Here is a 17,480-nt window from a genome sequence, read left to right on the forward strand (position 1 = left end):
GACAAGGAGGTTAGCCCGTGGACTTCGCGCACTCAGCCCGCGCGGCCGAGTACCTGGAACGGGTCGGGCGCTTCATGGAGACCGAGGTCGACCCGGTCGAACCGGACTACCACCGCGAGCTCGCCGCCCTGGACGACCCGTGGGTGGTGCTGCCGGTCATCGAGGAGCTCAAGGCCAAGGCCAGGGCGCAGGGGCTGTGGAACCTGTTCCTGCCCGACCCCGAGCACGGCGCCGGGCTCAGCAACGTCGAGTACGCCCCGCTGGCGGAGCTGATGGGCCGCTCGGCCATCGCCCCCGAGGTGTTCAACTGCAACGCCCCGGACACCGGCAACATGGAGGTCCTGCACCTGTTCGGCAGCGACGAGCAGAAGCGGCGGTGGCTCGACCCGCTGCTCGCCGGGGAGATCCGGTCGGCGTTCTGCATGACCGAACCCGCCGTGGCCTCCTCCGACGCGACCAACATGGAGGCCACCGCCGTCGTCAAGGACGACGAGGTGGTGCTCAACGGCACCAAGTGGTTCTCCACGGGTGTGGGGCACCCGAACTGCGCGGTCGCGATCTTCATGGGGCTGACCGACCCCGACGCGCACAAGTACGCCCGGCACTCGATGGTGCTGGTGCCCATGGACGCCCCCGGCGTCGAGGTCAGCAGGCTGCTGCCGGTGTTCGGCCGCCTCGACGCCCCCTCCGGGCACGGCGAGGTCACCTTCACCGACGTCCGGCTGCCCGTGGAGAACGTCATCGCCGGGCCCGGCCGCGGCTTCGAGATCGCCCAGGGCAGGCTCGGCCCCGGCCGCATCCACCACTGCATGCGGCTCATCGGCCTGGCCGAGCGCGCGCTGGAGCTGGCGTGCAGGCGGGCCACCGAGCGGGTCGCCTTCGGCAAGCCGCTGGCCAACCTCGGCGGCAACCGCGAGCGCATCGCCCAGGCCAGGATGGCCATCGACCAGGCGCGGTTGCTCGTGCTGAGCACCGCGTGGAAGCTCGACACCCACGGGCTGCGCGGCGCGCTGTCCGAGGTCTCCCAGATCAAGGTGGTGGTGCCGAACATGGCGCTGGGGATCATCGACATGGCGATCCAGCTGCACGGCGGGGCGGGCATGACCGACGACTTCCCGCTGGCCGCGGCCTACGCGGGCGCGCGCGCCCTGCGCCTGGCCGACGGGCCGGACGAGGTGCACCAGGGCGTCGTCGCCCGCATCGAGCTGAAGAAGTACCTGCCGTGAGCGCGCGGGTCCTGGTCACCGGCGCCGGGTCCGGGCTGGGCAGGGCGCTGGCGACCCGCTGGGCCGCCGACGGCGCTCGGGTGCTGGTCACCGACGTCGACGCGGGCGCGGCGGCGGCGGTCGCGGGGGAGCTGGGTGCCGAGCACCACGTGCTCGACGTGCGCTCCGACGAGTCCTGGGACGGCGCGCTCGCCCGGGTGCGGCAGCTGTGGCAGGGCGTCGACGTGGTGGTCAACAACGCCGGGGTGGGCCTCGGCGGCCGGATCGAGGTCGTGCCGATGGCCGACTGGGACTGGATCATCGACATCAACCTCAAGGGCGTCGTGCGCGGCTGCCGCACCTTCACCCCGCTGTTCAAGCAGCAGGGCGGCGGCCACTTCGTCAACGTCGCCTCGATGGCGGCGATCATGAACCTGCCCGCGATGGCCCCGTACAACGTGGTCAAGGCGGGCGTGCTGTCGCTGTCGGAGACGCTGCGGTTCGAGCTGGCCCCGCACGGCGTGGCCACCACCGTGGTGTGCCCCGGCTTCTTCCAGACCAACCTGCCCGGCGCCGCGCGCAACCCCGACGTGCCGGAGGTGGACGTGGCCAGCAAGCTCATGGCCGTGGCCACCGTCACCGCCGAGGACGTGGCCGACCAGGTCGTGCGGGCGGTGGCGGACAAGCGGTTCCTCGTGCTCACCCACGAGGACGGCAGGCAGTCCTACGACTTCAAGCGCACCCGGCCCGAGGTGTTCGAGGCGCAGGTGGCGGCGTTCTGGGACCGCATGCGGTCGAAGATCGAGGGGGAGAAGTGACCAGGAAGAACATCCTCATCACCGGCGCCAGCTCCGGCCTGGGCGAGGAGATGGCCCGCCAGTTCGCCGCGCTGGGGCGCAACCTCGCCCTCGCCGCGCGCCGCACCGACCGGCTCGACGAGCTCAAGGCGGAGCTGACCTCGACCTACCCCGGCATCACCGTCGCGGTGAAGGCGCTCGACGTCAACGACCACGACGCGGTGTTCCGGGTGTTCGGCGAGTTCCGCGAGGAGCTGGGCTCGCTCGACCGCGTCGTGGTCAACGCGGGCCTCGGCAAGGGGCAGCCGATCGGCACCGGCTACTTCCACGCCAACAAGCAGACCGCCGAGACGAACTTCGTCTCCGCCCTCGCCCAGTGCGAGGCCGCGGTGGAGGCCTTCCGGGCGCAGCAGGACGGGCACCTGGTCGTGATCTCGTCGATGAGCGCCATGCGCGGGATGCGCGGCAACATCACCACCTACGCCGCCACCAAGGCCGGGATCGCCACCCTGGCCGAGGGCATCCGCTCGGACCTCATGCGCACCAGGATCAAGGTCTCGACCATCTACCCCGGCTACATCCGCTCGGAGATGAACGAGAGGGTCGAGAAGGCGCCGCTGATGGTCGACACCATCCCCGGCGTGCGGTCGATGGTCAAGGCGATCGAGCGCGAGGTGGCCGAGGCGTGCACGCCGTCGTGGCCGTGGACGCCGCTGGGCTTCGCGATGCGCACCCTGCCGCTCAAGCTCGTCCGGAAGCTCGCGTGACCCCGCCGCGCGACCAGGCGCAGGACGTCCGCGCCGAGGACAGCTTCGACACCGCCGCCGTGCACGCCTGGCTGCGGTCCACAGTGGATGGACTGGGCGACGTCGAGCCCACCGTGCGGCAGTTCCCCGGCGGCGCGTCGAACCTGACCTACCTGCTGCGCTACCCCGACCGCGAGCTGATCCTGCGCCGCCCGCCGGTGGGCAAGAAGGCCGCGTCCGCGCACGACATGCGCCGCGAGTTCCGGGTGCAGAGCGCGCTCAAGCCCGTCTACCCCTACGTGCCGACGGTGCTGGGGCTCTGCCAGGACGAGTCCGTGCTCGGCTCCGACTTCTACGTCATGGAGCGCGTCGAGGGCACGATCCTGCGCGGCGACCTGCCCCCCGGCCTGGAGCTGGACGAGGCGGGCGCGCGGGCGCTGTCCACCGCGCTGGTCGACCGGCTCGTCGACCTGCACCGGGTCGACCCCGACGCCGCCGGGCTCGCCGACCTGGGCAAGGGCGCGGGGTACGTCGGCCGCCAGGTGGGCGGGTGGTCGCGGCGCTACACCGCCGCCCGCACCGACAACGTGCCCGACTTCGCCGAGGTGATGGCGTGGTTGGCGGCCAACCAGCCCGACGACGTGGCCACCGTCGTCATCCACAACGACTGGCGCTTCGACAACGTGGTGCTCGACGACGACCTGGCCATCACCGGCGTGCTCGACTGGGAGATGTCCACCCTGGGCGACCCGCTGATGGACCTCGGCGGTGCGGTGGCCTACTGGATCCAGGCCGACGACGACGAGGTGTTCCAGCAGGCCCGCCGCCAGCCGACGCACCTGCCCGGCATGCTCACCCGCGCCGAGCTGGTCGACCACTACTGCGCGCGGATGGGGCTGAGCACCGAGCGCTGGGCGTTCTACGAGGTGTTCGGCCTGTTCCGGCTCGCGGTGATCATGCAGCAGATCTACTACCGCTTCCACCACGGCCAGACCACCAACCCGCGCTTCGGGCAGTTCTGGATGTTCGTCGGGTACCTGGAGTGGCGCTGCCGCGAGGTGATGGGCCGGTGAGCGCGGTCTACCTGCTGCGCCACGGGCAGGCCTCCTTCGGCGCCGAGGACTACGACGTGCTCTCCCCGACCGGGGAGCTCCAGGCCAAGGTGTTGGGGGAGGAGCTGCGCGCCCGCGGCGTGGTGCCCGACCAGGCGTGGTCGGGCACCCTGTCCCGGCAGCGCGCCACCGCCTCCATCGCGCTCGCCGCCGCCGGGCTCGACGTCGAGGTCGGGCAGGACGCCCGGTGGGACGAGTACGACCACATCGGACTGGTGACCGCGCTGGCGCAGCGGGAGGACGTGGCCCCGCCCACCTCCCCGCGCGAGTTCCAGGCCGTGCTCGACTGGGCGCTGCGCGACTGGGTCGCCGGGTCCGCCGCGGGCCCGGCGGGGGCGTTCGAGGACTTCTCCGGCGGGGCGTTCGACGCGCTGACCGAGGTCGCGCAGGGGCTCGGCTCCGGCGGGGTCGCGGTCGTGTTCACCTCCGGCGGGGTCATCGCCTCCCTGTGCTCGCGGCTGCTGGGCCTGTCCGGCGCGGCCGTCGTGGCGCTCAACCGGGTGGTGGTGAACGCGGCGGTGACCAAGGTCGTGCACGGCCGCGCGGGCGCGTCGCTGGTGTCGTTCAACGAGCACGGCCACTTCGAGGGCGACAAGCGCGAGCTGCTGACCTACCGCTAGGAGGACGACGTGGTCCGACCGAGGATCGAACCGGTGGTGTGGCGGGCGCCGAGGCGCGGGCCTGCGCCGACCCCGTCCGCGATGCCCCCCGTGGCGTTGCACCCGCTGCCGGGGGCGGGCGCGGAGGACGTGCTCGTCGACCCCGCGGACGGCAGCGCGCTCACCGGACTGGACGACGGTCGGGTCGTGCGGGTGACCGAGGACGGCAAGCAGATCACCGAGATCGCCGACACCGGTGGTCGCCCGCTGGGGCTGGAGTGGCACCCCGACGGCGGCCTGGTGGTGTGCGACGCCTCGCGCGGGCTGCTCCGGGTGGGCCTGGACGGGTCGGTGGCCGAACTGGTGGCGCGCGGGCGCTCGGGGCTGCGGCTGTGCAACAACGCGGCCGTGGCCGCCGACGGCACCGTCTACTTCTCCGACTCCACCAGCCGCTTCGACCTGCCGGACTACCGCGCCGACGTCATCGAGCACTCCGCCACCGGCAGGCTCCTGCGCCGCACCCTCGACGGCGCCGTCGACGTCCTGGTCACCGGCCTGGCCTTCGCCAACGGCGTCGCGCTGGCCCCCGACGAGTCGGCGGTGTTCGTCTCGGACATGGCCGCCTACAACATCCGCCGCGTCTCCCTGCCCGACGGCGCGGTGTCGGTCTTCGCCGACGACCTGCCCGGCTTCGCCGACAACCTGTCCCTGGGCAGCGACGGCCTGGTGTGGATGGCCTTCCCCAGCCCCCGCGACCCCGTGCTCGACACGCTGCTGGCCACACCCCCGGCGATCCGCAAGGCGCTGTGGCGGCTGCCGGAGAAGCTGCAACCCAACCCCGACCAGATCACCTGGGTGCGCGCCATCGACCCCACCACCGCCGCCGTCGTGCACGACCTGCGCGCCCCGCTCGGCACGTACCCGATGGTCACCGGCGTCCGCGAGCACGGCGGCAGGGTGTGGCTGGGCGGCCTCACCGCCCGCGCCCTGGGCAGCTTCTCCCTGCCGGGCCCGGGGGCGCGTGGTTAGCTCGGCTCATGCCGAGAACCGCCACCGCCCGCAAGCCCGACCAGGTCGAGCTCACCGCGTTCCTGCGCGAGCGCACCAAGCTCGTCCTGGTCACCCAGCGCCGCAGCGGCGCCCCCCAGCTGTCCCCGGTGACCTACGGCGTCGACCCCGAGGGCCGGGTCGTCATCTCCTCCTACCCCGAGCGCGCCAAGTCCGCCAACGCCCGCCGCACACCCACCGTCTCCGCCTGCGTCCTCTCCGACGACTGGGACGGCCCCTACGTCCAGGTCGACGGCACCGCCGAGGTCCTCGACCTCCCCGAGGCCCTCGACCCCCTCGTCGACTACTTCCGCTCCATCTCCGGCGAACACCCCGATTGGGACGAGTACCGCGAAGCCATGGTCCGCCAGGGCAAGTGCCTCATCCGCATCACCATCACCGGCTGGGGCCCCATCGCCACCGGCGGCTTCCCGCCCCGCCTGTCCTGACCACCGCCCGCCGGACCCGGCCCCCGCCACCGCGGCTCTCCGCCGCGATGGTTCCTGCCTGCTACCAGACCTTGCCGCGCATTGCTGGTCCTTGTCGTTCCGGTCTTCAGCCGTGGCTGCCTAGCTCGACCCCACTGCCTGCGGCCACCCGCCGTGGCCTGCGCCGGCCCTGGGCAGCAGCGGGCCGCTTGGACGGGCTCCGGGGGGACGTCACTTCGCCGCAATGGGCGACCACCGTCGTCGTCAGGGGCTTGACCTGCGGCAACGGGTGCCGATGTGCTCTGTGGAACAGGGGGTAACGAACGCCTGGTGGGGGTCGATTCGCCGGGTGTGGACGTGACGGTGGCGCAGGTGGCGGCCGGTTCGGGGCCCGTCGAGCGGCCCGGGAGCGGCGGCGGGGCCGTTATCATCGGGCGGACGTGCGGTTCCGGGGTGTCGGACTGGGGCGGAGCGAGGAGGGCGGCGGTGCGGCCTGGGCAGCCTCCGCTTGAGGTCACCACGCGGCGGACGCGGTCGGCCGTGGTGGTCGGGGTGGTCGGGCGCGTCGACCTGGTCTCCGAGGGCCCGCTGCGCGAGCAGGTGATCGACGCCTGCGAGGAGGACACCGTCAAGCGGTTCGTCGTGGTCGACCTGTCCGAGGTCACCTTCCTCAGCGTCGGGGTCGCCCCGCTGTTCCTGCGCGCGCACTACCACTGCCTGCACCGCGGCAAGCTGCTGCGGATCGTCGCGCCCCTCGGGCCCGCCCTGCACACCTTGCAGGTCACCGGCATCCGCGACGCCGTCGCGGTCTACCGCGACCTGCCGTCCGCCCTGCAGAACGAGATCTCCTCCCCCTGGTGACCCGCGCGCTCGAACCGGTGACACCGAGCCCGGATCCACCGATGGGATGGCCCGACCCCCGCCACCGCCCCCGGTCGTGGAGCGGGTGGTGGTCTGCGTGACCTCGTACCCGGCGGACACTGAGGAGTGACCGCCGGTCGGGGTCCCGCACCGGTGACGCCGTCGCTCCGTGCTATCCACTCTGGACGGTCACCTGTGGTGATCCAATGGTCACGGGTGGTCCGCGCTGGTAGCCGTTGTCCTAGCAGGCACCAGGCCCGGACCGGGGAGGAAGCGCGGATGAGCAGTCACGACGTGCGGATCGTCGGCCCGGGTGGGGCGGTTGGACCTGCGAACCTGGTGGCGCGTTCGTCCGCGACAGCTCGGTTGCGGCCTGCCCGGAACGCGGGGGGTGAGCCGGTGCCGACGCGCGCGCCGCTGCCAGTGGACTTGCCCACCCCGACTGGCCCGGCAGCACCGAGGGGTCTGCCAGGCCCGACTGACTTGCCGGTGCCGGTGGGGCCGCCGATCCCGGCCGCCCTGTCGGCGCCGGTGAGCCGGTCGAGGGTTCTCCTGGTCAGCCCGTGTTGACGACGTAGGCTCGCCGCTGCCCGCCGGGCAGCGCAACCGGGTCACCTGTCGCGCGACACCGCCGCCACTGCGCGACCGGCGACCCCCAGGACCCCGGCGCCCCCGACCCGGCGCCGGGGTCCTGCGCGCCCGGGGTGCCGGATAGGCTCGGCCCATGCGCCGCGTCACCGGGAAGAACGTGGTCGACCTGCCCGCGGCCGAGTTCGCCGCGCTGCGCGCGACCCACGCCCACGCCCTGCTCGACGTCGGCACCGGGGACGGCAAGCACCCCGCGCACGTCGCCAGGACCCGCCCCGACACCCTCGTCGTCGGCCTGGACGCGGCCAAGGACAACATGCGCAAGGCCGCCACCCGCGCCGCCGCCAAACCGGCCAAGGGCGGCCAACCCAACCTGCTCTACGTCTGGGCCCCCGCCGAGCACCTGCCCGAAGGCCTCACCGGCTTCACCGAGCTGCACGTCCTCATGCCCTGGGGCAGCCTCCTGCGCGGCGTCCTCGGCTCCGACCCCGCCATGCTCCGCGGCCTCGCCGCCGCCTGCACCCCCGGCGCCCGCTTCCTCATCACCCTCAACCTGCACGCCTGGCAACCCCCCGTCCCCGAGGTCGGCGAACACCCCGAACCCACCCCCGACACCGCCCAGGACGCCCTCGGCCCCGCCCTCGCCGCCGCGGGCTGGCACCTCGACACCGCCACCTACCTCGACGCCGACGAGATCGCCGCCCTGTCCACCTCCTGGACCCGCCGCCTCAACTCCTCCCGCGACCACCTCGAAGTCCTGGCCCTCACCGGCACCATCACCCCCTGACCCGCCTCGCTCGGCGTCAGCGTTGGTTGAGGCGGAGGACCAGGTCGTAGGCCTGTTTGCGGGACCAGCCGGGCAGGGAGGACAGGGCCTTGACCAGGGTCGTCGGGGAGACGGACTGGGACAGCAGGGCCGTGATGAAGGCCTCGGGGGCTGAGGGGTCCGCCGCGGTTTCCTCCGACTGGACCGGGTCCAGCGCGCAGAAGACGTCGCCGCGCGGGGTGAGGGTGCGCAGTTCGGTGATGGGGCCCCAGGTCGGGCGTTCGTCGGTGCCGATCGCCGCTGTGCGGGTTCCCGCTGTCTTCGCGGCTTCGTCCAGGGCGCGGGCGAGGCTGGTGCCGGGGGTCCGGAACACCACGCGGGCCGCGGGGTGCGCCGCGGCCAGCTTCGCCGCGTCGCGGCGGGACTGGGGGCCGGTGATGAGGGGTGGGGCCCAGTGGGGGGAGATCGACGCCACGGCCAGTTCCGGGGGGAGGCCGAGGACTTCGACCTCCGGGCGGTCGTCCTGGCTCAGGGCCGCCGCCGCGAAGGGGTGCGGGCCCTCGCCGCTGGACACGGCCAGGACGCGGGCACCGGTGCTCAGGGCTCCCAGGGCGTCGTGCGCGGCGGTCAGTCCGGAGAGGACGGAGCGGGCGGTGTCGTCCTCGGCCACGACGGCGTCCGCCGCGGCGACCTCGGCCAGCAGGCGGCGGTCGTCGCCGAGGCGGAAGAGGACCAGGCGGGGGGTGTCGTCGTGCGCGCGGGTGATGGTGGTGGTGATCTCGGTGTCCGGGTTGGACAGAGCCAGGACGAGGTCGCGGGGGAGGTCGCGGGCGGTGGTGTCCGCGTCGGTGGCGAGGGTGTTGGGGAGGCGGACGGGGCTGCGGCGGACGACGGCGGTGGTGCCGGGGTGCCAGGCCGAGTTGGCGAGCGCCCGGACCACGGCCGTGTGGCCCGCGGCGGTGATGGTGATGTCGACCAGGCCCGCGATCGCCGGGGGCACCGGACCCACGACCTCGGTGCCGGTGCCCAGGATGCAGGTGGCGCGGGCGGTGATGTCGGGGTCGGTGGTGAGCTCCAGCGTGCGGTCGTGGGTCGCCCGGACGCCGGGGTGGCCGCGGCTGCGCAGGCGCAGCAGGTCAGGGCCGGGCAACGGACTGCACCCGGTCGTAGACCCAGTTGCGGGGCAGGCCGGTGACGTCGCGGATGACGGCGGTGGCCAGCTTGGGGGTGGCGCCGTGCTGGATCAGCGCGTCCGCGAGCTTGCCCGCCAGCTCCTCCGCCGCGTCGTCGGAGGAGGCGTCGCGGCCTGCGACGACCAGGGTGAACTGGCCGCGCACCTGCTCCTCGGAATCCAGCTCCGCGATGATCCCCGACAGCGGGCCGCGCAGGAACCGCTCGTCGGGCTTGGTCAGGTTGCGGCCCGCCGCCGCGTCCCGGTCGCCCAGCACCGCGAGCATGTCGCGCAGGGCCTCCAGCACCCGGTGCGGGGCCTCGAAGAAGACCAGGGTGGCGGCCACGCCCGCGAGCCCGGCCAGCGCCGACTGGCGGGCGCCCGCCTTGCGCGGGAGGAACCCGGCGTACTGGAAGCGGTGCACGGGCAGGCCGGAGCCGATCAGCGCGGTGATCGGGGCGTTGGCCCCGGGCAGCGGGCGGACCCGCACGCCCGCGTCGATGGCCGAGGCCACCAGCCGGTAGCCGGGGTCGTTCACCAGCGGGGTGCCCGCGTCGGACACCACGGCCACGTCCTCGCCCGCGAGCAGCAGGTCGAGCAGCTGCCTGCCGCGGGACTCCTCGTTGTGCTCGTGGTAGCTGAGCAGCCTGGCCTCGATGCCCAGCGGCTTGAACAGGCTCAGCGAGTTGCGGGTGTCCTCGCAGGCCACCGCGGACACCGAGCGCAGCACCTCGACGGCGCGGGCGGTGATGTCGCCGGGGTCGCCGATGGGCGTGGGCACCAGGTACAGGGTTCCCAGGTCCGGGTCGACGTCGGGGCGCATGCCCGCAACGGTACCCAACTAGGCTGGGGGGACCGGAGGAGACGGGGACGGGATGGCCGACGAGAAGCTGCAGGCGGTCGAGCGGGCCGTGGCGGGCAGCAAGCGCTACGCCGTGGTGTCGGCCGACACCATCCGCCGCACCGCCGCCCGGGCGCTGGTGTCCTCGGGCGGTGACGTCACCGACGCGGTCAAGCGCACCAAGCGGGCGCTGCACGAGATCTACGGCGCCTACCTGCCCGGGTCCGCGCCCAACTACGACGCCGTGCTGCGCAAGCTGACCGCCGCCGTGGCCGAGGGCGACCCGGACGCCGCGCTGGAGTCGGCGATGAAGGTGCACGCGTCCACCCGGGAGCGGCTGCCGCACCTGGACGAGTTCTACCGCGAGGTGTTCCGCCGCGTGCCCGAGCCCGCGACCGTGCGGGACGTGGCGTGCGGGCTGAACCCGCTGGCCGTGCGGCGCATGGGGTTGCCGGAGTCCACGGTGTACCTGGCGTCCGACATCGATACCAAGCAGATGGCCTTCCTGGACCGGGCGCTCGGGCTGCTGGGCGTGGAGCACGAGGCGCGGGTGCTCGACCTGGTGGCCACCCCGGTCACCGGGCGCGCCGACGTCACGTTGCTGCTCAAGACGATCCCGTGCCTGGAGCGCCAGCAGCAGGGGCTGGGGTGGTCGCTGCTGGAGTCGCTGGACTCGCCGGTGGTGGTGGCCACCTTCCCCACCAAGTCGTTGGGCAACCGCAGCAAGGGGATGTTCCAGACGCACTCGGCGGCGATGGCCGAGCACTCGGCGGGCAAGCCGTGGCGGGTCGACAGCTTCGAGATCCCCAACGAGCTGGTCTACGTCATCTCCCGCTGAGTTGACCGCCGCTCGGGCCGGTGCGATGATCGGTGCCATGTTCTGCTGACACCGCCTCGACCCGTGCCGCTGATGGCCGTCGACCGCGTGTGTCCTCCCCCGTGTGAACCCCCGCCGCGCGCCGGGTGCTTCCCGCTGGGCCGATCCACCTGACGTCGACGTGCGCCGTGCCGGGTCCCCGCTGTCCTGGCCGACCCGTCTCCCCTGGTGGTGCTCACCCTTGTCATCCACGCCCTTCCTGCACGCCGACGACCTGACCAAGGTCTACGGCGACCGCGTCGTCCTCGACGGCGCTTCCCTGTCGGCGTCCCCCGGCCAGCGCGTCGGCCTGGTCGGGGAGAACGGCGTCGGCAAGTCCACCCTGCTGCGGCTGCTGGCGGGCGTGGAGGAACCCGACGGCGGGTCGGTGCGCAGGCCCGCCGACCTCGGCTTCCTCTGGCAGGAGCTGCCGCACCCGCCGGAGACCACCGTGCGGGGCGTCGTGGACCACGCCCTCGCGGAGCTGCGCGCCGCGGCCGCGCGGTTGGAGCGGGTCGGTGAGCGGGTGGCGGCCGACCCGGACGACCGGGCCGCGATCACCGAGTACGGCGAGGTCCTGGAGTGGGCGCAGGACCACGACCTCTGGGACGCCGACCGGCGCGCGGAGCTGGTGCTGGCCGGTTTCGGCCTGGACGCGGTGGACCCGGGCAGGCGGGTCGACGAGCTCTCCGGCGGGCAGCGCTCCCGCCTGGGCCTGGCCGAGCTGCTGATCCGCAGGCCCAGGGCGGTGCTGCTGGACGAGCCGACCAACCACCTCGACGACGACGCCGTGGGGTTCCTCGAACGCGGGCTGACCGGGTTGCCCGGGGCGGTGGTGCTCGCCTCGCACGACCGCGTGTTCCTCGACGAGGTGTGCACGGACATCGTCGACCTGGACCCCTCGCGCGCGGGCGCCACCCGCTACGGCGGCACCTACTCCGACTACCTCGTGGCCAAGCGGGCCGAACGGGCGCGCTGGGAGCAGCAGTTCGCCGAGGAGCAGGAGGAGTTGAAGGAACTGCGCCACGGCGTGGACTTCACCGCCCGCAACATCAACCACGCCCGCGCGATCACCGACGGCAACAAGATGAGCTACGGCATGCGCGGCGACCGGGTCCAGCAGCAGACGTCCCGGCGCATCCGGGCCGCGCAGCAGCGGTTGGCCGACCTGGAGGCCAACCAGGTGCGCAAGCCGCCCGCGCCGCTGCGGTTCGCCGCGCGGGTCACCGGCCAGGGCAGTGGTCAGGCGACGGCGCTGTCGGTGCGGGACGTGCGGGTCCGGGGGAGGCTGCACGTGGGGCTGCTGGACGTGGGCTCGTCCGCCCGGCTGCTGGTCACCGGGCCCAACGGGGCGGGCAAGTCGACGCTGCTGGCGGTGCTGGCGGGCGCGCTCGCCCCGGACAGCGGCCACGTGCTGCGCGCCCCCGGCCTGCGGGTGGCGTTGTTGGAGCAGGACGTGGTGTTCGACGACCCGGCGAGCACGCCGCGCGCCTGCTACGCCGCGGCGGCACCGCTGGGTTCACCGCCGCTCGGGCACCTGGGCCTGCTCGCGCCGCGCGACCTCGACCGGCCGGTCGGCGCGCTCTCGACCGGGCAGCGCAGGCGGGTCGCGCTGGCCGTCCTGCTGGCGGACCCGCCGGACGTGCTGCTGCTGGACGAGCCGACCAACCACCTGTCCCTCGCCCTCGCGGGGGAGCTGGAGGAGGCGATCGGCTCGGCGCCGGGGGCGGTGGTGGTGGCCTCGCACGACCGGTGGCTGCGCCGCCGCTGGTCCGGCGAGCACCGGGAGCTGGCCCGGGGCGAGGTCGTCTGATCCCCGCGAGGGCGCAGGTGGCCGCCCCGGTGCGCGCGCACTACTAGGGAAACCAACCGGGCAGTCGGTTTCTCTCTTGAAACCGACCGCCCGGTCTCCTTAAGCTCAAGCCAACCGCGAGCGGCCCGGCAGGGGCGGCCCCGGAGCACCTGTGGAGGGGCGCGATGGACATCGAGCTGCTGGGACCACTGGCCGTGCGCGTGGGCGGACGGGTCGTCACCCCGTCGGCGGGCAAGGCGCGCAAGGTGTTCACGCTGCTGGCCGTGCACGCGGGCGAGGTCGTCCCGATCCCCGCGCTGCAGGAGGAGCTGTGGGGCGACAAGGTCCCGCGCAGCGCCGCCACCACCCTGCAGACCTACGTGTTCCACCTGCGCGGCCTCATCGGCGAGGCGCTGCGCGCGGCCCCCGCGGGCTCCGTGCGCGACCCCAAGGACGTGCTGGTCACCCACCCCGGCGGCTACCTGCTCGACACCCGGGGCGGCACCGTCGACGTCACCGACTTCGAGCGGCTGACCGCCGCCGGGCACCGGGCCAGGGAGGCGGGCGACTACGCGCTGGCCTCGCGCCGGTTCACCGAGGCGCTGGCGCTGTGGAAGGGCCCGGCGCTGCTCGACGTGCGCTGCGGGCCGGTGCTGGAGGTCGAGGCCGAGCGGCTGGCCGAGGCCCGGCTCAACGCACTGGACCGGCGCATCGACGCCGACCTGCGGCTGGGCCGCCACCACGAGCTGCTGGGCGAGCTGACCGCGCTGGTCGCCCGCAACCGCACGCACGAGGGCCTGTGCGCGCACATGATGCTCGCCCTCTACCGATCCGGCCGCCGCGGCGAGGCGATCGACACCTACCGCAGGCTGCGCGGCGCGCTCGTCGGTGACCTGGGCCTGGAGCCCTCGCCCGCGCTGCACCAGCTCCAGCGGATGATCCTGTCCGCCGACCCGAGGCTGGCCGAGCAGTCCCCGGTGCGCCAGGGCGCCCCCGAGCGCAGGCCCGCGCGGCTGGCCCACGTCGGGTGATCGGGGTGCGGTGGGGGAACCAGGGGTCCGCCCCGGGTCGGGGGAGTCGCGCGGTGGGGAACCCGGCCGCGCCGGAAGCGGGAGATCGTCGGGGTGTCCAAGCAGCAGCGGGCTGAGCTGACCCGCTCCCGGCTCGTCGACGCCGCCGCGCGGCTGTTCGAGCGGCGCGGGTTCGCGGGCACGAACATCAACGACATCACCGACGCCGCCGGGGTGACCAAGGGCGCGCTGTACTTCCACTTCTCCGCCAAGGAGGACCTCGTCGGCGCCGTGCAGGCCGAGGTCGCCCAAGCGCTGGAGGAGCTCGCCGCGCGCGCGGTCCGGGCGGTGTGCTCGGTGCAGGCGCTGATCGACCTCACCCACGGGCTCGGCCGGGCGCTGGTGGCCGACCCGCTGGTGCGGGCCGGGTTCCGGGTCGCGCGCGAGTGCGGCGAGCAGGGCCCGCCGTTCGACGACTGCCACCGCAGCTGGTCGGAGGTGGTCGGGGTGGTCGCCGCCTCGGGGGAGGCGGCGGGTGCGCTGGGCGAGGGCGTCGCCGCCGCCGACGCGGCCGCGACCGTGCTCGCGGTGACGCTCGGGCTGGAGGCGCTGTCGGCGTCGGGGGCGCGCGCGGTGCCGCTGTCGGACTCGCTGACCGCGGTGTGGCGGGTGGTGATCCCCGGGATCGCCGAGGCGGGCCGGGTGCCCGCCCTGCTGCCGGGCGGCTCCGCGGTCTGACCCGCGCGGGCGCTCAGGCGGTGAGCCCGGCGCGCGCCGGGGTGGTGCTGCCTTCGGGGCGGAAGCGGGCGAGCCTGCGCGGGGCCACGATGCCGGGCAGGATGATCCGCCACATCGTCGTGACCCGGTCGCTGAGGTCGGTGCGCCCGGAGAGCACCTCGGAGCTGACCTGCACCCCGGTGAACGAGCCGATGATGTAGGTGGCCACGTCGCGCGGGGACACCTCGGCGCGCACGTCGCCCTTGTCCTGGGCGTGGCCGAGGAAGCGCTCGCCGGTGCTGATCCACCCCTGGTAGGCGGTGGTGGCCGGGTCGGTGAAGGTGCCGTACTCGATGACCAGCCGGATGCTCGCGCGGATGCGCACGTCGCCCTGGAGCCGCCGGGCCATCTCGTGGGTCAGGTCGATGAACCCCTGCACGCCCGCGTTGTCGGCCGGGTCGGGCACGGGCCAGATGGTGAACTGCTCGTCTATGATCGCCCGGGCGATCTCCTCCTTCGACTGGAAGTGGAAGTAGAGCGCGCCCTTGGTGACCGAGGCCCTGGCCAGGATGTCCGACAGGCGGGCGCCCGCGAACCCGTGCTCCTCGAAGGCCTCGGCGGCGGCGTCGAGGATCGCGGTGCGGGTGCGCTCGGCGCGCTCCTGCTTGGCCACGGGCAGGTCTCCGATCGTGCTGGCACCGGCCTGCCGGACCAGTGCGGTGGCTCCGCGGGCGATTACCCCGTCCGGAGCAGTGCGGCGGGGAGGGGGATCACCTCTGGGGGGCCATGGTAACCCCTAGAAACCCTTCGGACGTGGAGTTGAACAAACCGGGCGGTTAGTATGTTTCATGTAGCGCGCTCGACCGGTCCACCGAGAAGAACCCCTGCTGGAGGTTCCGATGACCACGTTCGCCCGCCCCGTGACCACCGCCCGCCCGCACCCCCGCATCGCCGGGGTCATCGCCGTCCCGACCACCCCGGCGGCCCCCGACCCGGCCCCCGACCCCGCCCTGCCCGCCGACCTCACCGTGGGTGACCGGTTCGACCGGACCATCCCGCGCGCCCTCGTGCACCGCGCCGCGGTGAGCGAGGTGCTGGTGACCGACCTGGAGGACACCGGCGCCGACACCTTCCTCGTCGCCGCCCAGTGGCCCCGCGACCACGGCTTCTACCGCCTGCGCACCGGCGACCACGACCCGGTGCTGTTCGCCGAGACCCTGCGCCAGGCCACGCTCCTGGTCGCCCACCAGGGCTACGGCGTCCCGCTGGACTGGAAGTTCCTCACCCACAGCAAGTCCTACCGCGTGCGCGGCGACCGGCTGGCCGTCGGGCCCCGACCGGCCGACGTGCTGCTGGTGGTGCGCTGCCGCGACGTCAAGCGAACCCCGCGCGGCGTGCGCGGGATGGTGCTGGAGGTCGACGGCTACCGCGGCCGGGAGTGGATCGGCTCCGGCTCGGTGACCTGGAGCTGCGTGGCCCCCGCGGGCTACGCCCGGCTGCGCGGCGCCGCGCTGGCCCAGCCCGCCGCGGCCGGGCTGCCGGTGCCGGTGCCGTCCTGGTCGGTGGGCCGCGACCGCGACCACGACGTCGCGCTCGGCCGCTCGACCGGCCCGCGCACCTGGCCGCTGCGGGTGGACCGCGACCACGCGGTGCTGTTCGACCACCCGGTCGACCACGTGCCGGGCATGGTGCTGCTGGAGGCCGCCCGCCAGGCGGCGCTGCTGGTGCTGGGCACCCCGGACGCGCTGCCATTGGCGCTGGGGATGGACTTCGACAAGTTCGTCGAGCTCACCGGGCCCGCCGTGATCACCGCCGAGCCGCTGCCCGCGCCCCGGGCCCGCCGGGTCGACGCCCGGGTCCGGTTCCGCATCGAGCAGTCCGACCAGGTCGTCGCCTCCGGTGAGGTCGACCTGGCCGTGCGGGCCTGACACCCGTGCGCACCGGGGGCGGCGTGCTGGTCACCGGCGGCACCGGCTTCACCGGGACGGCCGCGCTGCGCGCGCTGCTGGCCACCGGCGCCGACGTGCGGGTGCTCACCCGGGCCCCGCTGCCCGCCTGGGCGCTGGCCGCGGGCGCCACCGAGGTCCGCGGCGACCTGCTCGACCCCCGCTCCCTGCGCGGCGCCTGCGAGGGCACCGCCACCCTGCTCCACCTCGCCGCCCAGGTGGGCGGCGAACCCGCCACCTGCGAGGCCGTCAACGTCGACGGCACCCGCGCCCTGCTCGCCGAGGCCCACCGCAGCGGCGTCACCCGGGTCCTGCACCTGAGCACCGCGGCGGTCTACGGCCGCGGCACCCGCCGGGGCGCGCGCGTGCGCGACCTGGTGCCCAACCCGGTCTCCGACACCAGCCGCACCCGCCTGCGCGCCGAGGAACTGGTCCGCGCCGCGGGTGGCACCGTGCTGCGCCCCAACCTCATCTACGGCCAGGGCGACCGCTGGTTCCTGCCCGCCGTCTTCCGCGTGCTGGCCACCGTCCCCGCCTGGGTCGACGGCGGCTCCGCGCAGGTCTCCGTCGTCGCCGTGGACGACCTGGCGCGGGTGATCACCGCCTTGGCCCTGTCCCCGTGGCGCCACCGCCCGGGCACCGCCTTCCACGTCAACCACCCGCGCCGCACCAGCTACCGCGACCTCGTCCTGGCCGCGTGCGCCGCCTTCGGCCTGCCCGCGCCGTCGGGGGACATCGCCGCCGCCGACTGCCGCGCCCTGCTGCCCCAGCTGACGGACCACCAGTTCGAGCTGCTGACCCAGGACAACTGGTACGCCAGCGCCCGGATCTGGCGCCACACCCACGTGAACCCGGGCCCCCACCCCCTGCACGGCCTGGCCGCCGCGGCGGCCTGGTACCGCGCGCAAGCGATCGAGGCGGGCCTAACCCCCATCGCTGAGCCGCAGTCCAACGGCGATGCCTTGACGCGCCGCAGGAATTGATGCGCGCACCAGGGA

At 74.1% G+C, this 17,480-nt stretch carries 18 protein-coding genes; 15 read left to right on the forward strand and 3 right to left on the reverse strand.

Annotation, left to right across the window (positions count from 1 at the left end):
- Positions 1-17: 17 nt before the first annotated feature.
- The 9 genes from BJP25_RS31425 (at position 18) to kamB (ending at position 8,170) form a co-directional block, all read left to right on the forward strand.
- Positions 18-1,226, forward strand: a complete 1,209-nt coding sequence (locus tag BJP25_RS31425; RefSeq protein WP_075978697.1) for an acyl-CoA dehydrogenase family protein — start codon at positions 18-20, stop codon at positions 1,224-1,226.
- Positions 1,223-2,023: an SDR family oxidoreductase gene (locus BJP25_RS31430; protein ID WP_075978698.1), complete on the forward strand. Its 801-nt coding sequence runs from the start codon at positions 1,223-1,225 to the stop codon at positions 2,021-2,023. Before BJP25_RS31425 ends, BJP25_RS31430 begins: the two co-directional genes overlap by 4 nt.
- Complete coding sequence (locus BJP25_RS31435) at positions 2,020-2,769, forward strand: SDR family oxidoreductase (protein ID WP_075978699.1); 750 nt, start codon at positions 2,020-2,022, stop codon at positions 2,767-2,769. The genes BJP25_RS31430 and BJP25_RS31435 overlap by 4 nt, the downstream gene beginning before the upstream one ends.
- Positions 2,766-3,821: a phosphotransferase family protein gene (locus BJP25_RS31440; RefSeq protein ID WP_075978700.1), complete on the forward strand. Its 1,056-nt coding sequence runs from the start codon at positions 2,766-2,768 to the stop codon at positions 3,819-3,821. Before BJP25_RS31435 ends, BJP25_RS31440 begins: the two co-directional genes overlap by 4 nt.
- A complete protein-coding gene (locus BJP25_RS31445) occupies positions 3,818-4,480 on the forward strand; it encodes a histidine phosphatase family protein (RefSeq protein ID WP_075978701.1) in 663 nt (220 codons plus the stop codon). The genes BJP25_RS31440 and BJP25_RS31445 overlap by 4 nt, the downstream gene beginning before the upstream one ends.
- A 90-nt stretch (positions 4,481-4,570) precedes the next feature.
- Positions 4,571-5,488, forward strand: a complete 918-nt coding sequence (locus BJP25_RS31450) for an SMP-30/gluconolactonase/LRE family protein (protein ID WP_233158368.1) — start codon at positions 4,571-4,573, stop codon at positions 5,486-5,488.
- Between the two features lie 8 nt (positions 5,489-5,496).
- On the forward strand, positions 5,497-5,955 hold the full coding sequence (locus BJP25_RS31455; protein ID WP_075978703.1) for a PPOX class F420-dependent oxidoreductase: 459 nt from the start codon (positions 5,497-5,499) through the stop codon (positions 5,953-5,955).
- A 465-nt stretch (positions 5,956-6,420) separates the two neighbouring features.
- Complete coding sequence (locus BJP25_RS31460) at positions 6,421-6,795, forward strand: STAS domain-containing protein (RefSeq protein WP_075978704.1); 375 nt, start codon at positions 6,421-6,423, stop codon at positions 6,793-6,795.
- A 724-nt stretch (positions 6,796-7,519) separates the two neighbouring features.
- Complete coding sequence (kamB, locus tag BJP25_RS31465; protein WP_075978705.1) at positions 7,520-8,170, forward strand: 16S rRNA (adenine(1408)-N(1))-methyltransferase KamB; 651 nt, start codon at positions 7,520-7,522, stop codon at positions 8,168-8,170.
- Between the two features lie 16 nt (positions 8,171-8,186).
- Here the strand turns inward: kamB and BJP25_RS31470 are convergent, their stop codons facing one another.
- On the reverse strand, positions 8,187-9,299 hold the full coding sequence (locus BJP25_RS31470; RefSeq protein WP_075978706.1) for a DUF371 domain-containing protein: 1,113 nt from the start codon (positions 9,297-9,299) through the stop codon (positions 8,187-8,189).
- On the reverse strand, positions 9,286-10,143 hold the full coding sequence (gene rsmI / locus BJP25_RS31475) for a 16S rRNA (cytidine(1402)-2'-O)-methyltransferase (protein ID WP_075978707.1): 858 nt from the start codon (positions 10,141-10,143) through the stop codon (positions 9,286-9,288). Before rsmI ends, BJP25_RS31470 begins: the two co-directional genes overlap by 14 nt.
- A gap of 52 nt (positions 10,144-10,195) precedes the next feature.
- On the opposite strand from rsmI, the gene BJP25_RS31480 reads away from it, so the two are divergent.
- The 4 genes from BJP25_RS31480 to BJP25_RS31495 all read left to right on the forward strand — a co-directional run bounded on the left by BJP25_RS31480 (position 10,196) and on the right by BJP25_RS31495 (position 14,557).
- On the forward strand, positions 10,196-10,999 hold the full coding sequence (locus tag BJP25_RS31480) for an Rmt family 16S rRNA (guanine(1405)-N(7))-methyltransferase (RefSeq protein ID WP_075978708.1): 804 nt from the start codon (positions 10,196-10,198) through the stop codon (positions 10,997-10,999).
- A gap of 220 nt (positions 11,000-11,219) precedes the next feature.
- Positions 11,220-12,830, forward strand: coding sequence for an ABC-F family ATP-binding cassette domain-containing protein (locus BJP25_RS31485; protein WP_075978709.1), 1,611 nt, complete (start codon positions 11,220-11,222; stop codon positions 12,828-12,830).
- Positions 12,831-12,994: 164 nt separating this feature from the next.
- Positions 12,995-13,840, forward strand: coding sequence for an AfsR/SARP family transcriptional regulator (locus BJP25_RS31490; protein WP_075978710.1), 846 nt, complete (start codon positions 12,995-12,997; stop codon positions 13,838-13,840).
- A gap of 93 nt (positions 13,841-13,933) precedes the next feature.
- Positions 13,934-14,557, forward strand: coding sequence for a ScbR family autoregulator-binding transcription factor (locus tag BJP25_RS31495; RefSeq protein ID WP_075978711.1), 624 nt, complete (start codon positions 13,934-13,936; stop codon positions 14,555-14,557).
- Between the two features lie 13 nt (positions 14,558-14,570).
- Here the strand turns inward: BJP25_RS31495 and BJP25_RS31500 are convergent, their stop codons facing one another.
- Positions 14,571-15,209: a ScbR family autoregulator-binding transcription factor gene (locus tag BJP25_RS31500; protein ID WP_075978712.1), complete on the reverse strand. Its 639-nt coding sequence runs from the start codon at positions 15,207-15,209 to the stop codon at positions 14,571-14,573.
- A gap of 226 nt (positions 15,210-15,435) precedes the next feature.
- Between BJP25_RS31500 and BJP25_RS31505 the strand changes: the two genes are divergently transcribed.
- Entirely contained in the window at positions 15,436-16,464 is a 1,029-nt protein-coding gene (locus tag BJP25_RS31505) for a ScbA/BarX family gamma-butyrolactone biosynthesis protein (RefSeq protein WP_084794831.1), read from the forward strand.
- 5 nt (positions 16,465-16,469) lie between these two features.
- Positions 16,470-17,465 carry an NAD-dependent epimerase/dehydratase family protein gene (locus BJP25_RS31510; protein ID WP_075978713.1) on the forward strand — a complete coding sequence of 332 codons (996 nt, stop codon included), beginning with the start codon at positions 16,470-16,472 and terminating at the stop codon, positions 17,463-17,465.
- Positions 17,466-17,480: the final 15 nt, after the last annotated feature.

The organism is Actinokineospora bangkokensis, assembly GCF_001940455.1.
Lineage (GTDB): Bacteria > Actinomycetota > Actinomycetes > Mycobacteriales > Pseudonocardiaceae > Actinokineospora > Actinokineospora bangkokensis.

Bases quoted from the DNA above. Each gene is read 5' to 3' on its own strand.
- BJP25_RS31455 (WP_075978703.1), top strand. From the start codon at position 5,497: ATGCCGAGAACCGCCACCGCCCGCAAGCCCGACCAGGTCGAGCTCACC.
- kamB (WP_075978705.1), top strand. From the start codon at position 7,520: ATGCGCCGCGTCACCGGGAAGAACGTGGTCGACCTGCCCGCGGCCGAG.
- rsmI (WP_075978707.1), bottom strand. From the start codon at position 10,143: ATGCGCCCCGACGTCGACCCGGACCTGGGAACCCTGTACCTGGTGCCC.
- BJP25_RS31480 (WP_075978708.1), top strand. From the start codon at position 10,196: ATGGCCGACGAGAAGCTGCAGGCGGTCGAGCGGGCCGTGGCGGGCAGC.
- BJP25_RS31490 (WP_075978710.1), top strand. From the start codon at position 12,995: ATGGACATCGAGCTGCTGGGACCACTGGCCGTGCGCGTGGGCGGACGG.
- BJP25_RS31505 (WP_084794831.1), top strand. From the start codon at position 15,436: ATGACCACGTTCGCCCGCCCCGTGACCACCGCCCGCCCGCACCCCCGC.